The following is a 14,478-nucleotide window of genomic DNA, read 5'->3' as shown; positions in this document are numbered from 1 at the left end:
ATCTTCGTTTTTCTAATCCTCGTTATGGCGTATAGTGCAACAGCCAAGAGCTTCTCACAAAATCAAAGAGTGAGCATGAATATGGAACAAGCGACTATTTTTGAAGTTTTAAACGAAATTAAACAACAAACAGGTTTGCGCTTCATTTACAAAGAAGGATTGTTTGATGAGTCAAACAAAATTAATATTGTAGTTGAAAATGAAGAGGTAAAGAAAGTACTTGATCGGATTCTGCAAGATAAAGGACTGGAATGCGAAGTGGAAGAGGAGGTAATTACTTTAAAAGAAACGATTAAAACAACTCCACAGAAACAAGTACAAGAAAAAAAACCTCTAATCGGACAAGTTACTGATACCGAAGGTGTTCCCCTGCCTGGCGTTTCTGTAGTTGTTAAAGGTACCACAACTGGTGTTGCTACCGATATTGATGGAAAATACACCATTAAAATTGAAGGAACTAGTGCCGTATTGGTCTATTCCTTTGTAGGTATGTTGCCAAAAGAAGTGGTTTATACCGGACAGAGTTTATTAAATGTAAGTCTGGAAGCAGATTCTGAGCAAATGGCAGAAGTAGTTGTTACTGGATACCAAACTATTTCGAAGGAACGTGCAACAGGTGCTTTCGAAAAGGTTTCTACTAAAGCATTGGAGGAACGATCTACCTTAAATATTATCGACAAGTTAGAAGGACAAACTTCAGGGGTGCTATTCGAAAATGGAGTGATTACAATTCGCGGTGTTTCTTCGATGAATGCAAGTACTACTCCTTTAATTGTTGTGGATGGTTTTCCTATCGAAGGAGATTTGGAAAGTTTAAATCCTAATGATGTGGAAAGTATGACCATTTTGAAGGATGCGGCTGCAGCTTCTATTTGGGGAGCACGTGCATCTAATGGCGTTATTGTAATTGTTTCTAAAAAAGGAGTTGAAAAGGGAAAAACCAATGTAGATTTTTCTTCTACACTTTCATTAATGGCAGAGCCAGATCTTTATAGCTTGAAGCGAGCTTCTACCGAATCGTTTTTAGAGTTGGAAAAACACTTTGCTGATAATGGATGGAAAGAGCTTGCATCTCCATGGGCCCTGAGTCAACCAGCTTATAATGAAGGCCTTGATGCCTATTTGAGATATAACGATGGTCAGATGACAGAAGCTGATAAAGATGCCATAATTAATCGTTTAAAAGGTATCGATGTTCGTGACGAGTATGCCGATCTATTTTTAAGAAAAGCGGTTCGTCAGCAATATCATTTGGCAGTTAGTGGTGCTTCCGACAAGAGTAATTATTATGCCTCTTTAAGTTATGACGATAATAATGCTTATCTGAAAGGAAGTGATAACGATCGTATTGTTTCTAATTTAAGAATACAAACAAAGTTGTCAGAGCGAATTAGCTTTAATGCAGGTATTTCTGCTACAATAAGGAATAGTGATAACAATGCAGCAGGAAGTTTAGCTAATTTAGCTCAATATCAGCAGATTTTGGATGCAAATGGTGATTATATCCCTCAGCCTTGGACATATTCGCAGGCAGGAAAGGATACTCATGCCATGGCCAATAATTCTCCTTACGATTGGACTTATAATTTGTATCAGGAGTTCGAGAATAAAGATAATTCTACAAAGAATGTTGATTTAAGAATGCAAGCAGGTTTAAATATAAATCTTTTTAAAGGTCTGGATTTTGAAGGCCGTTACCAATATGAATGGGGAAACTCTAAAGGTCAAAATCTATACAATGAAGATACCTATTATGTACGTGACATGGTAAATACGCGTGCTCATATAGGAAGTGATGGACAAATGGTATACCCAATTCCTATGGGAGAAGCGAGAGCGGATGCAAATGCATATGCCAAGTCTTTTACAAGCAGAGCACAATTGAATTTCAACAGATCTTTTAATGATAACAAACATCAGGTATATGCTATTGCAGGTACGGAACTTCGTCAAACAGAATATGAAAGTTCAAATATGACAAAGTTTGGATACGATCCGGTTAGTTTGCAATTTAAGCGTATGAATTACGACACCGATTACCCAAGAGCATTTAGTTATTGGCCTTCTAAACTTGAAGATAATACAACCTTTGTCTATGAAAAAAACAGGTATGCTTCTTATTACGGAAATGCTGGATATACTTTAGATGATAAATATACAGTAACCGGTAGTGTACGTTTAGATGATTCAAATTTATTTGGAGCCAGTAAGGAGTATCGAAATGTTCCACTTTGGTCTGTTGGTACCAACTGGCAAATGCATAAAGAAGATTTTATAAATCTTGATTTTGTCAATCGTTTAACACTTCGTATGACTTATGGTACAGGTGGTAACATTGACAAATCAACCAGCCCATATTTAACAGCTTCAATTGGTCAAGATTATCAAACACAATATAAGTTTGCGTATATCAATAACCCAAAAAATCCTAATTTGAGATGGGAAAAAACATCCACAGCCAATTTTGGTTTGGATTACGCACTTTGGAACAATAGAGTTTCTGGATCGATTGAATATTATAATAAGCAAAGTGTTGATTTGTTAGGAAACGTATCCTTGAATGCAATTTATGGATTTGATTCTGCTTTAATGAATTTTGCAGAAATGTCTAACAAAGGGATGGACTTTTCAATAAATGTTGGGATCCTTACTAAAGATTTAAAATGGAATGCAATTGCAAATTTCTCTTATAATAAAAATAGAGTTGAGAAGGTGGAATTGTCAGATGAGTCAGTTGGCGGAGCGTTCGGTGGTTATTATGGAACAGGATCTGCAAGAGTTGGTAAGCCATTGAATCACCTTTACTCTTATAAATGGGCGGGACTTTCAGCAGAAGGTATGCCTCAGGTGTATAATGAAAAAGGAGAAATTATAGATCACAACACTGAAATGGAGGAGGTTGAAGGTTTAAAGTACGAAGGTACAACAACACCTAAGTACTATGGAAGCTTACAAAATGTGGTAAGTTATAAAGGTTTGCGATTAAGTATGCTGATAACTTATAAATTGGGACACAAATTTAGAACACCAACTATTGATTACAGTGACTTGAGAAGCAAGTTTACTTTAAACTCAGTTCATGAAGATTTCGATGCTAGATGGAAAAACCCTGGAGATGAAAAGATAACTGATATTCCTGTTTTACCAGATAGTCCTACTGAAATTGGAGGCTATTGGAGTTCTTATACTAATTATGGTAGTCATAATGTGGAAAGTGCATCTCATATTCGTTTTAATGATGTAGTACTATCTTACGATTTACCTAAATCTTGGTTTAAATCTACTGGTCTTAATGCTTTAAATGTAGGTGCTCAGGTTAGAAATTTGGGAGTAATCACATTTAACGACTCCAATACCGATCCAGAGAATATTATTGGGGTGGATGGTTTTGGTAAAAGAAGACCAGAATATACATTTAGTCTGAAAGCTAGATTTTAATTGATAGTAATATGGAAGTTGTGAATACACAACTTCCGATAAAAAATATAAAAAATGAAAAATATTATATATTTATTAATATTGATGGTCTTCGCAACATCCTGCGATGACTGGATGGATATTGAGCCTAAAGGAAAAGTAATTCCATCAAAGGTAGATGATTATAGATTATTGTTGGATGATACGCAGGGCTGGGGAGGTTCAGCAGTTACGGATGTTCCGGATACTGATTTATGGTTATCTGATGATATCGACTTAAGAGATGATTTGATTGGTTCTTACTATTCTGAATATCAGCCAAAAGCTTATCGATTCGAAGAGCATATTTTTTTACAATCAGAAGAAGATGGGAAAATGAATACAGCTTATTCTACAATTTATCTTTTTAATACAGTTATTGATGAGGTACTTGGAACAATTGGAGATGAAGATGAGAAAAAGAAGTTATATGCTGAAGCTAAGGTTCATAGAGCATTTGCCTATTTAAAATTGGTTAATATTTATGCCAAACAATACGATCCTGCTACTGCAAGTACCGATTTAGGTTTACCTATGCAATTAAAGCCTGTTTTGGAAGGTTCATTAAGCCGAGGAAATGTGCAGGAGGTATATGATCTAATTCTTGCCGATTTAAATGAAGTGTATGATTATTTACCTGACACTCAAATTGAATTGTGGAGACCATCTAAAGCTTCTGCTAGTGCATTATTGGCTAGAACTTATTTAATAATGGGAGATTTTACAAATGCTCTAAAGTATTCTGATATTTCTTTGGGTTTATATTCTTATTTAACAAATTATAATGATTTGCCTGCTCATAACTGGTATCCGGCTTTACTTGATTTTGGACAAAGATATCTGAACAAAGAACAATTATTAATGAAAAATCCATTGTCAGATTATTATATGATGTATCCTTCTCAAGAATTTATGGATTTATTTGATCAGGTTAATGATTTACGTTATACAGGTAAAATTACCTATGAATGGTCTAATCCAGGAACGAATCTTTATTATTACTATAGCACTAACACAGGAAGTTCGTATGGATTAACTGTTCCTGAAATGTTATTAATAAGAGCAGAGTGTAATGCACGAAAAGGGGCTACTGGTATTAGTGCAGCCATGGATGATATTAATCTGATTCGCGAAAATAGAATTGCAACTGCAGCTTATGCTCCATTAAGTGCAGCAGATGCTACAGAAGCTCTTGAAATAGTTAAGGAAGAAAGAAGAAGAGAATTAGCATTTATGGGAACCCGTTATACCGATATTCGTCGTTATAATGCTTATGATAATGCAAATATTTCTATCGTTCATACAGTAAATGGTGAAAATTTCACGCTTGCTCCTGGCGATAATCGATGGGCTCTGCCATTCGCAAGAAAATATATCGAGAAAAATCCAGAAATCGAGCAAAATCCTCGTTAGTCTGCAACTAAAAAAAGGCATTGCCTTTGTAAAAATTACAGCCCCGGAATTATTCCGGGGTTACTACCCAAAAACCATCTATTGAGAACTTCGGTTTAATTTATTTTAAGAACCAGAGGTGTATTGTATACTTCCTTCTGATCTTACTTTATTAACAATTAATTATTTTACGATGAAATTTTCCAAACTATTTGCCTTTATGGCACTGGTAACGCTATTCTCATGTAGCAATGTAACGGATAAGTGTATTATTAAAGGTCAACTTTCAGGTGGCGATGGCGATGTTGTCGTTTATCCCTATCAGGAAGTAAAGTCGAAAGAAGAATCGGATAGCTTAAGTTATAACGCGAAAATTGTGGATGGCAAGTTTGAAATAGAAATGGATGGCGCTTTGGCTAGCAGACCTATGCATATTAGAATGGGAGATGTTTTTAAAAGCTATACTGTATTTTCCGAGCCGGGAGTAATTACGATTACTGAAAAAGATGGAGAATTGGTAGGAAAAGGATCTGCATTGAATGATGAATACCATCAACTTTTGGGACAATTAAATTTTAAGGCTTACGAGAAATTAAAGTATACTCACGAGCTTACCGCAGAGCAAAAAGAAATAGTAGATACTTACAATTCTACTCTTTGGAGCTTAACTAAAGAGTATTCCGCTAGTGTTCCTTTAAGCCGATTATTTTACGAGAAATATTGGGCTGCTGATATTGAAACTTTTAATAAAATTATCAACTCTTTCTCGAAAGATATTCATGACTCCTACTATATTAATAAAATGATATCTCGGAGAGACAATCAGCAAAGAGTTGCTATTGGAAATTCAGCACCAATTTTTAATCTGCCATCCGATAAGGGAGAAAACATTTCCATTGAAGCGTACAAAGGAAAGTACCTATTAATTGATTTTTGGGCATCGTGGTGTGGACCATGTAGAGCCGAAATTCCTAATGTGAAAAATGTTTATAAAGAGTATCAGGAAAAAGGATTAGAGGTTTTAAGTGTAAGTACCGATGCCGATGAAAAAGCTTGGTTAAAGGCAGTAGAACAGGAAGAAATGCCTTGGATTCAGGTACGCGACACTAAATCTGTGAGTGCCTCCTACAACATTACTTATATTCCTATGATTTATTTGATCGATCCAAATGGTAAAATTATAGACAAAGGCTTACATGGTGAGATTTTGAGAAATAAAATGAAGGAGATTTTTAACTAGAAATTCGATTTAATAGTTTATAGATGAAAAAAATACTTTTAGTACTTCTATCTGCATTTTTAGGTGGAAATTTATTTTCACAGGGAATCAATTTTGAACATGGAACATGGGCAGAGGCCAAAGCGAAAGCAAAAGCAGAAAATAAAGTCATTTTTGTAGATGTTTACACCGATTGGTGTGGGCCATGTATGCGTATGGCAGCTAGTGTTTTTAAAGATGTTACAGTTGGAGAGCTAATGAATAGCAGCTTTATTTCAATGAAGATAGATGCTGAAAAAGGGGAAGGCATCGCTTTTGCTAAAGAGTATGAAGTGAAAGCATTCCCAACCTTATTATTTATTGATGGTGATGGGAAAATAGTATACAAAGCAGTAGGTGGCAAAAATAGTGAAGAATTTATCGATCTGGCAAAAAATGCTAACGACCCAACAAAACAATTAACCAATCTTAAGGAAAAATATGATGCAGGTAGGAGAGATGATGCTACAGTTCTATCCTATATATCAGCCTTAAAAGAGGCAGGTAATAATTATGCAGATGTTATTTCTAACTATTTAAATGAATTGGAGTCTGATAAGTGGAACTCTAAAGTTGTTTATGAAATTATTTCAAGATACTTGGATGATTATAAAAATCCTGCTTTTACCTATTTCACAAAAAATAAAAGTCAATTCGAAAAGTACGCAAGTAGTGCAGATATTGACCTAGCGATTTTTACGGTTTACAAAATGAATTTTGTGAAAAGAGTAAATTCCGAAGGACCAGAAGTAGCTGATGAGTTGAAGGAAGCTAGCAAAATAGTTAATCCGTCTTTAAGAAATCATATTACTACTTATTTTGATGTGGTTTTAGGAGGAATGGATGCTTATAGCAAGAAAGAATATCGTGATCAAGTGGATAGTCATGTGGCTAACTATGCAACTGCATGGGAGATTAATAACTACATCGATTTTATGCTTTATCAAAAAAAGCCTGTTGATATTCCTGATGAGCTAAAAATGGCTGAGAAATGGTGCTTAAAAGGTATTGAATTGGAGAATACAGTTGAGTGGCGCGTAAAATATATTAACATTTTAATCAAGCAAGGACGACGTGATGAAGCCTTGACGTTGACCAAAGAAGAACTACCTAAAGCTCAGGTTGAAATTGAGACGTCTACAAATAAATCGAATGCCTTGGCAACTTGTGCAGGAGCATTTGTTTATGGTGAAATAAGTGAATTTCCAATTGCAGCTCAAAAAGCAGAAGAGTGGATTAAAGAAGCGTTGAAAACGGATGATTCTTTTAAAAATAATGGTGTTTTAATGAGTGCTTTATCGGCTTGTGGTAAATTTAAGGAAGCGGAGATTGTAGCTTCAAAATTGGAGAAGATGGCTAAGAACGATATGGAGAAGAACTACGTTAAGTCATTATTTGATTATTTAGAGCAAATTCAAGCTAAACAAGAGTAATATTCACAAATAAAATAATTCCGATGCAAAAAATATTAATACTAGTAGTAGCCATATTTCTATGTGGAAATTTATTTTCTCAGGGAATTGAATTTGAACATGGCACATTTAACGAAGCCGTAGCAAAAGCAAAGCAAGAAAATAAATTAGTTTTTATGGATTGTTTTACCACATGGTGTGGACCCTGTAAGTGGCTTTCGAAAGAAATTTTCCCACAACAAGAAGTAGGAGAGTTCTTTAATAAGAACTTCGTAAGCATTAAAATGGATATGGAAAAAGGAGAAGGTGTGGAGCTTTGCAGTAGGTTTCAGGTTACTTCTTTTCCAACTTTACTTTTTATCGATGGAGAAGGAAATGCGGTGCATAAGTTAGTGGGAGGAATGCCGGCTGAGGATTTAATTAAAGGTGCAAAAGCAGCATTAGATCCTTCCATGCGCATTGGTACACTTAAAGCTAAATTCGAAAGTGGAAATCGTGACCTTGAGTTTTTAATGACCTATTTAGGAGCCGTAAAAGCCCAGTACGATCAAGAAAATATGGCCGTTGTATCTAAAGAAATTATTAAGCAAAGCTCTTTAGAAAAATACCTCACAAAAGATTTATTCTATGTTATTTCAGCAGCAAATTTTCCGTATGGATCTAAGGAATTCAATTTCTTGTTAAAGAATAAGGATAAGGTAAAAGAAATTGTGGAAGAGTATGAGTATAGCTCTTTATTTGGAAATAATATTTATGCTCATTTGAACCAGTATGCTAAAGAATGCAAAAACTTAAAGGAACTTGATGCTGAAATTCAAAAATGCAACAAGGAGTTTCCTTTGGATGGTTTGGATCGTATAAAAAAAGGTGTGGAATACACTTTTTATATTGCTAATAATCAGTTGCAAAAATGGTACGATTCTAAAATTGAAGATGCTGAAGTATTAAAAGGAGAGAGAAAATACATCTACAATTACAATTCTATTTGTGATGAAATTTTGAGAACACCTAAATTGGCAGCATCTGAAAAGATTGTAGATGATTTTCTTAAAATTGCTCAAAATTTTGCTGCCGATAAAGAAAATGGAATAATTATGGGTAATTTAATGCTAGCAAATATTTATCTACATAAAAAAGAAAAGGCAAAAGCTTTAAAGGCTTTTACTATTTTCTTTGAGGAAAATGGCAGAGCCGGCGGAAACAATACGCATCCTTCTGTTACGAATTTGAAAGCAGCAATTGAGAATTTGTAAGAAAGTTTCTTTCGAAATACTCGATTATAAAATTTATTTTAGGAGCAGTTACAACAGTAGCGGCTCCTTTTTTTTTCCGCATTTCGATCGTTTAAAAATAAATGTTATTGAATATCTGCTTTTTCCTACTTGCTAAATCCACGAAGTAAGACTATTTTTAGGATCCTAAAAGAAAAAAGGGATCATCTTAAGATATAATTAAAGAAAGAAGTATGAGTAGTGAAAAAGGGAAAAAGATAAAGGAGAAGTTTACCAAAGCCTTTTGGGTAGCCAACTCGGTGGAGTTATTGGAAAGAGCGGCATATTACGGAGTATTTATTGTAATAACCATTTATTTATCAAGAATACTTGGTTTTACAGATGTGGAAGCCGCTTTAATATCCGGATTGTTTTCGGGAGGATTATATCTATTGCCAACATTTAGTGGTGCTTTAGCCGATAAAATGGGATTTAAGAATGCATTACTACTTGCATTTAGTTTATTAAGTTTGGGATATGCAGGTTTGGGTATTTTTCCAACGATGTTGGAGGCTGCAGGATTAGTCGAATATTCTAAGATTACCGTGTTTACCGGATTAGAGGATAGTTCTCATAAATGGTTTATTATTCCAATAATCATGCTAATCATGATTGGAGGTTCGTTTATAAAATCGGTAATAACGGGAACCGTTGCCAAGGAAACAACAGTAGCCAATCGTGCAAGAGGATTTTCTATCTTCTATACCATGGTGAATATTGGAGCATTTTCCGGAAAAACTATTGTGAAACCTTTGCGCGAAGCCATGGGGAACGAAGGTTTAATTACCTTAAATTATTTCTCGGCCGGAGCTACTCTATTGGGATTAATTGCTGTTTATTTCTTTTTCAAGAGTACTCGTCACGATGGAGAAGGCAAGAGCATGTCGGAAATTTGGGACGCCTTGCTAAGAGTACTTGCCAACGGACGATTGGTTGCTTTAATCCTAATTGTAACAGGATTTTGGATGGTACAACATCAACTGTATGCTACCATGCCTAAATATGTATTGCGTATGGCAGGTGAAGGAGCTTCACCATCGTGGTATGCCAATGTAAATCCATTAATTGTATTCCTTTTTGTAGGATTAATTACACAATTAATGCAAAAGAAAACCGCGCTTTTTTCCATGACAGTTGGTATGTTTATTATGCCAGTGTCGGCATTGTGTATGGCCGCAGGGAATTTATTGGAAGTTGAATCGATTAATTTAGGTGTTTTTGATTTGCACCCGGTTGCATTTATGATGATTGTAGGTATTGTATTTCAAGGCTTTGCCGAATCCTTTATATCGCCGCGATTTTTAGAATATTTCTCTTTGCAAGCACCAAAAGGAGAAGAAGGTATGTATTTGGGATTTAGTCATCTGCATTCATTTATTTCGTCGATTTTAGGGTTTGGATTATCAGGATATTTATTGTCTAAATACTGTCCGGATCCAAAACTATTTGCCGATCATGCCGAATGGGAGCAAGCTTCGGCTCATGCTCATTATATTTGGTACTACTTTGTTGCCATTGCCACTACATCGGCTATAGCCTTAATCATTTACGGACGAATTACCAGAAAATTAGATGCTAAAAACGAGTTAGCAGTTTAATAACTAATTCAACAAGATAGATAACCACCTTTTTACAAGGTGGTTTTTTTATGGGGAAAATTGCCAAAATCTCCGTACTTTAAAGTGATAATAACCGAAAAACAGGAAAATTATGGAACAAGAATTTTATCGTATTCCCATCGTGGAAATTCAAAAGCCAATAAAGGAAGCTATCACATTAAGTATGCAAATACCAAATGAATTATTGCCAATTTTTGAGTTTCGTCCGGGGCAACATTTATGTTTTCGATTTATTATTGATGGAGTGCAAGAGTTAAGAATGTATTCCTTGCATAATACTCCCTACAAAAATGGATTTTATCAGGTAAGTGTGAAAATTCAAAAAGAGGGATTGATTTCCAATTATATTGCAAATAATTTACAAGTTGGAGATTTTGTTGAGGTTTCTGTTCCACAAGGCGATTTCCTGGTAAATTTGGATAGAAACGATAGCAAAATCTATTACCTGTTTGCAGCAGGAAGTGGAATAACACCTTTTTACTGCATGCTAAAATCTATACTATTGGCAGCACCAAAAAGTAAAGTGTTTTTGCTATATGGAAATAGGAGTGTGCACGAAATTTTGTTTTACGATGAATTGATAGCTTGGCAAGCTAAATTCCCCAATCGCTTGAAAATTATACAAACACTTTCGAAACGATTTCTCGATTTTACCATAACTCCTTGGGAGGGGAAAAGAGGCAGGATAGATGTGGATATGGTGAAAGCTTTTCTTCATGAAAATCCATCACCTACCGAAAATTCTGAGTATTATATTTGCGGACCAGATGGAATGAATCAAATGGTTCAGGATAGCTTGATGGAGATGGGAGTTGCTGCAGAATTTATCCATTTCGAGTATTTTTCCAATCCAGATAAGGAGAGCGATGAAGGATTAACTGCAAGTGGAAATGCCATAGTCGATGCAAGTATTGAGAAGGAAAATTATAGCGTTCAACTAGCCGAAGGCGAAAGTGTTTTAGAAGGATTGGAACGAGTTGGTGCGCCGGTTCCTTACTTATGCAGAAGTGGTATTTGTGGTACTTGTAAGGCTCATGTGATGGAAGGCGAAGTGAAAATGAAAGCAAGCTTGGCTTTGAGTCCTGAAGATAGGAAGAACAAAATGATTTTAACATGTCAAGCGATGGCACAAACCGATAAAGTGAAAATTGAATTTAAATAGATTGTTAAGAGGAAATTTATATTTTACAGGGGAAGCCATGTGCAGGTTTCTATGGTTTACTTATTAATTCTAAGGCTTTAGAATTAGTTCAAAGATGCCGATTCGATGTATTCTTTTGGACTAAGTCCTGTTTTCTTTTTGAATAGGCGTGAAAAGTATTGTGGATATTCAAATCCCAATTTAAATGCAGTCTCGGAAATGGAAGCGTTAGGTGCAAGTAATAAATTTTTAGCTTCTTCAATCAAATACAGGTTAATTTGGTCTATTGCTGTCTTGCCTGTTTCTGCTTTAATCGTGTCGCTCATATAACGATGGCTCACTCCCAATTGATTGGCTAACCATTCTACTGTAGGAATTCCTTTTTCCGATAATTGTCCTTTATCATAGTAAGCACCTAAAATATCTTTAAATCTAGTAATCAGGCTTTTATTTATTTCTTTACGATTTAGAAACTGACGTTTGTAAAAGCGATCGGCATATTTTAAAAGTGTTTCCAAATGAGAAATGATGATTTCTTTACTGAACTCATCCTGATTATTTTGGTACTCAGTTTCAATATTTCGGAATACTGTTTTTATGGTTTGTTCCTCCTTTGGAGAAAGGTGCAAAGCTTCGTTAACATTGTAATTGAAGAAATTGTATTTCTTAATTCGCTTCTGAATATCCAATCCTCGAATAAAATCTTCGTGAAAAGCCATAAACCAAGATTCAGAACTAATCACAACATCCTTTACAGTATACGTTTGATTAGGAGCTGAAAACAACAAGGTTCCTGTATTGCAATCATATTTTGTTCTGCCATAAATTATTTCACCCGAAACAATATTTTTAAGACTGATAATGTAAAAATGGTTGGTGTAGTTCACTTCTTTGTTCGACGAAACACAATTTTGTATCTTGTTAACATTCATCGTTTTACTACCAATACTAAAAAGAGGATTCTCAGGTTCAGGTAAATTCTGAGCCAGATTGAATTCTGTAATATTTTTAAAGTTTATATGATTCATTTGTTTAAAATTAATATTTTAATGATGACTCATGGAACTCGCATTTAGGGGCTTGTTGCTACCTGAAGAAATAGGAATGCTCATTTTATTACTACAAATTTAATGTAAAATTATAATTTGTTGCAAGTCCGATAGGTATAAAGGATTAGCTGTGCTTGTAACATACAATCTTATCAAATATTTAAAAAATAGTAGCTAGACGCATTGCAGTAAGGGCGATTAAAAGCTTCTCAATCTTTTACCTGTGTATGCTGTGTATACGTTTTGGTTATGCTGGTTTTTGCTACTGCTAATTGTTCTTTATAGACTTCAATTCTTGCATGGGCAGTGCCGTCTATTAATAAAATAACGATTAGCATAGCAATGCTAGTAATTATACTCGCTCGCCAAATTGGGGCATTCACGAATAGAATTAATAGCGCGCATGAAGCAATAATTAGAGGAATGGCTTTAAAAACTACGGTTTTATATTCCTTTAAAGTTTTATCGACACGATCAATTTCTAACTGCACAAAAGCTGAAGCATCCTGATTATAGTCGTCTGTAAAGTTTGAAATTCTTGATATATTGGTAAAAAATAATCCAATCCCAATGGTTAAAAGTATAGCACCGGCTACCAAGGTGGGAACGATATATGCTTTCGCTAAATCTGTTTTTCCTAACTGCCAAAAGCCTATGCTTACTACAACAAAGATGGCTCCGAAAAGAATAAAGAATGAGGTTGAAAAAACTTCGGCTTTTGCCCAATCGGTAGCTGTTTTTAGTATTTCCATGTTTTATGTTTTTAAAAATTCCACTTTATACCTGTTTCTTTTTCCGATAGGGTCCACAGCTTATTCGATACTGTTTTATCTGTGGCATGAGGTTCTAATTCACATTCGCCTACTGCACCAGTCCAATAATTTCGACCTGTAGGACCATAAAATCCTTTCTGATTCAACTCTTCTTCGGTGGCACACATGAGTTCGGGATAGGAGCCTTTTTTTGCTGATTGTACCAATGGAGACAGTTTCATCAGTTGCCATATGAAGCGTGTTAGTAAGCTACCGCTGGTTTTTATCAATGAGGTAGAAGAAGCACCAGGATGACAGGCATAAATTTTGACATCCTTTTTACCCGCCTTTTTTAACCGATTCTGCAGTTCGTAAACACACATGATCTGTGCCAATTTACTTTGGCTATAGGCATCATTAGGGCTGTAATTCTTATTCCAGTTTATGTCATCGAATTGGATTGTTTTTATACCCATTTTATACCCTTCACTACCTACAACTACAATTCTCCCTTTAGATTTTTCAATCAGAGGAAAGAGTAAGGCTTGAAGTAAAAAGTGACCGTAATGATTCACCCCAATCTGACTTTCGAAGCCATCCTTAGTGAATTTTTGTTTAGGCACTTGGGCGATGGCACCATTGCACAATAGTGCATCTATGCGAGGAATCACTTCAAGAATCTTTTCTGCTGCTTTTCTTATGGAAGCCTGTTCTGCCAGATCCATACGTATAAAAGACACATCGATATTATTTCCAAGCTTTTGTTTTAATGTAGCAATGGCATTTTCTGATTTTTCAGGATTCCGGTTCAGCATCACTACTTTTGCCCCTTTAGATAGAAGTATCTTCGAAGCCTCAAATCCCGTACCGCTGTTAGCACCGGTGATTAAAAATATTTTGCCTTTCTGCACCTTCATTAAGTCCGGTGTCCATCCTTTTGTTCCAAATTTTTTATTATTAGTCATAATTCAATTCTTTTTAATAAAATTATCTTGGTACAAAGTTCGCTAATGAAGAGTGTTTTCTACTTAAACATTTTGGTTCAAAATGTATACATTTTCGTAAATTACGAACACCAATTGAAAAACAACAAGTTGTGATAAATATGCTGTTTGCTGGTGGTGTTTC

Annotated in this window: 10 protein-coding genes; 7 read left to right on the top strand and 3 right to left on the bottom strand. The window is 35.1% G+C overall.

Annotation, left to right across the window (positions count from 1 at the left end; translation table 11 throughout):
* Positions 1–75: 75 nt before the first annotated feature.
* The 7 genes from BZG02_RS10015 (at position 76) to BZG02_RS09985 (ending at position 11,570) form a co-directional block, all read left to right on the top strand.
* The gene (locus BZG02_RS10015; protein ID WP_180335689.1) at positions 76–3,438 is read left to right on the top strand and encodes a SusC/RagA family TonB-linked outer membrane protein; all 3,363 of its coding nucleotides are present in this window, start codon (positions 76–78) and stop codon (positions 3,436–3,438) included.
* A gap of 54 nt (positions 3,439–3,492) precedes the next feature.
* Entirely contained in the window at positions 3,493–4,869 is a 1,377-nt protein-coding gene (locus BZG02_RS10010; protein WP_101261295.1) for a RagB/SusD family nutrient uptake outer membrane protein, read from the top strand.
* A gap of 172 nt (positions 4,870–5,041) precedes the next feature.
* A complete protein-coding gene (locus BZG02_RS10005) occupies positions 5,042–6,088 on the top strand; it encodes a TlpA disulfide reductase family protein (protein WP_101261294.1) in 1,047 nt (348 codons plus the stop codon).
* A 23-nt stretch (positions 6,089–6,111) separates the two neighbouring features.
* Positions 6,112–7,539, top strand: a complete 1,428-nt coding sequence (locus BZG02_RS10000) for a thioredoxin fold domain-containing protein (protein WP_101261293.1) — start codon at positions 6,112–6,114, stop codon at positions 7,537–7,539.
* A gap of 23 nt (positions 7,540–7,562) precedes the next feature.
* Positions 7,563–8,771: a thioredoxin family protein gene (locus tag BZG02_RS09995; protein WP_101261292.1), complete on the top strand. Its 1,209-nt coding sequence runs from the start codon at positions 7,563–7,565 to the stop codon at positions 8,769–8,771.
* A gap of 212 nt (positions 8,772–8,983) precedes the next feature.
* Positions 8,984–10,387 carry an MFS transporter gene (locus BZG02_RS09990; protein WP_101261291.1) on the top strand — a complete coding sequence of 468 codons (1,404 nt, stop codon included), beginning with the start codon at positions 8,984–8,986 and terminating at the stop codon, positions 10,385–10,387.
* A 112-nt stretch (positions 10,388–10,499) separates the two neighbouring features.
* Positions 10,500–11,570, top strand: coding sequence for a 2Fe-2S iron-sulfur cluster-binding protein (locus BZG02_RS09985; RefSeq protein WP_101261290.1), 1,071 nt, complete (start codon positions 10,500–10,502; stop codon positions 11,568–11,570).
* Positions 11,571–11,653: 83 nt separating this feature from the next.
* Here the strand turns inward: BZG02_RS09985 and BZG02_RS09980 are convergent, their stop codons facing one another.
* The 3 genes from BZG02_RS09980 to BZG02_RS09970 all read right to left on the bottom strand — a co-directional run bounded on the left by BZG02_RS09980 (position 11,654) and on the right by BZG02_RS09970 (position 14,315).
* The gene (locus BZG02_RS09980; RefSeq protein WP_101261289.1) at positions 11,654–12,577 is read right to left on the bottom strand and encodes a helix-turn-helix domain-containing protein; all 924 of its coding nucleotides are present in this window, start codon (positions 12,575–12,577) and stop codon (positions 11,654–11,656) included.
* 230 nt (positions 12,578–12,807) lie between these two features.
* Entirely contained in the window at positions 12,808–13,350 is a 543-nt protein-coding gene (locus BZG02_RS09975; protein WP_101261288.1) for a hypothetical protein, read from the bottom strand.
* Positions 13,351–13,361: 11 nt separating this feature from the next.
* The gene (locus BZG02_RS09970) at positions 13,362–14,315 is read right to left on the bottom strand and encodes an SDR family oxidoreductase (RefSeq protein ID WP_101261287.1); all 954 of its coding nucleotides are present in this window, start codon (positions 14,313–14,315) and stop codon (positions 13,362–13,364) included.
* Between the last annotated feature and the right edge of the window lie 163 nt (positions 14,316–14,478).

The sequence above is a fragment of the Labilibaculum filiforme genome, assembly GCF_002843315.1.
Lineage (GTDB): Bacteria > Bacteroidota > Bacteroidia > Bacteroidales > Marinifilaceae > Labilibaculum > Labilibaculum filiforme.
The sequence above is the reverse complement of the archived record's forward strand: the minus strand, read 5'-3'. Positions and strand labels throughout refer to the sequence as shown.

What these genes read in the sequence shown, in the direction of transcription:
- BZG02_RS10015 (WP_180335689.1), top strand. Translation starts at nt 76, where the DNA reads ATGAATATGGAACAAGCGACTATTTTTGAAGTTTTAAACGAAATTAAA.
- BZG02_RS10010 (WP_101261295.1), top strand. Translation starts at nt 3,493, where the DNA reads ATGAAAAATATTATATATTTATTAATATTGATGGTCTTCGCAACATCC.
- BZG02_RS10005 (WP_101261294.1), top strand. Translation starts at nt 5,042, where the DNA reads ATGAAATTTTCCAAACTATTTGCCTTTATGGCACTGGTAACGCTATTC.
- BZG02_RS10000 (WP_101261293.1), top strand. Translation starts at nt 6,112, where the DNA reads ATGAAAAAAATACTTTTAGTACTTCTATCTGCATTTTTAGGTGGAAAT.
- BZG02_RS09995 (WP_101261292.1), top strand. Translation starts at nt 7,563, where the DNA reads ATGCAAAAAATATTAATACTAGTAGTAGCCATATTTCTATGTGGAAAT.
- BZG02_RS09990 (WP_101261291.1), top strand. Translation starts at nt 8,984, where the DNA reads ATGAGTAGTGAAAAAGGGAAAAAGATAAAGGAGAAGTTTACCAAAGCC.
- BZG02_RS09985 (WP_101261290.1), top strand. Translation starts at nt 10,500, where the DNA reads ATGGAACAAGAATTTTATCGTATTCCCATCGTGGAAATTCAAAAGCCA.
- BZG02_RS09980 (WP_101261289.1), bottom strand. Translation starts at nt 12,577, where the DNA reads ATGAATCATATAAACTTTAAAAATATTACAGAATTCAATCTGGCTCAG.
- BZG02_RS09975 (WP_101261288.1), bottom strand. Translation starts at nt 13,350, where the DNA reads ATGGAAATACTAAAAACAGCTACCGATTGGGCAAAAGCCGAAGTTTTT.
- BZG02_RS09970 (WP_101261287.1), bottom strand. Translation starts at nt 14,315, where the DNA reads ATGACTAATAATAAAAAATTTGGAACAAAAGGATGGACACCGGACTTA.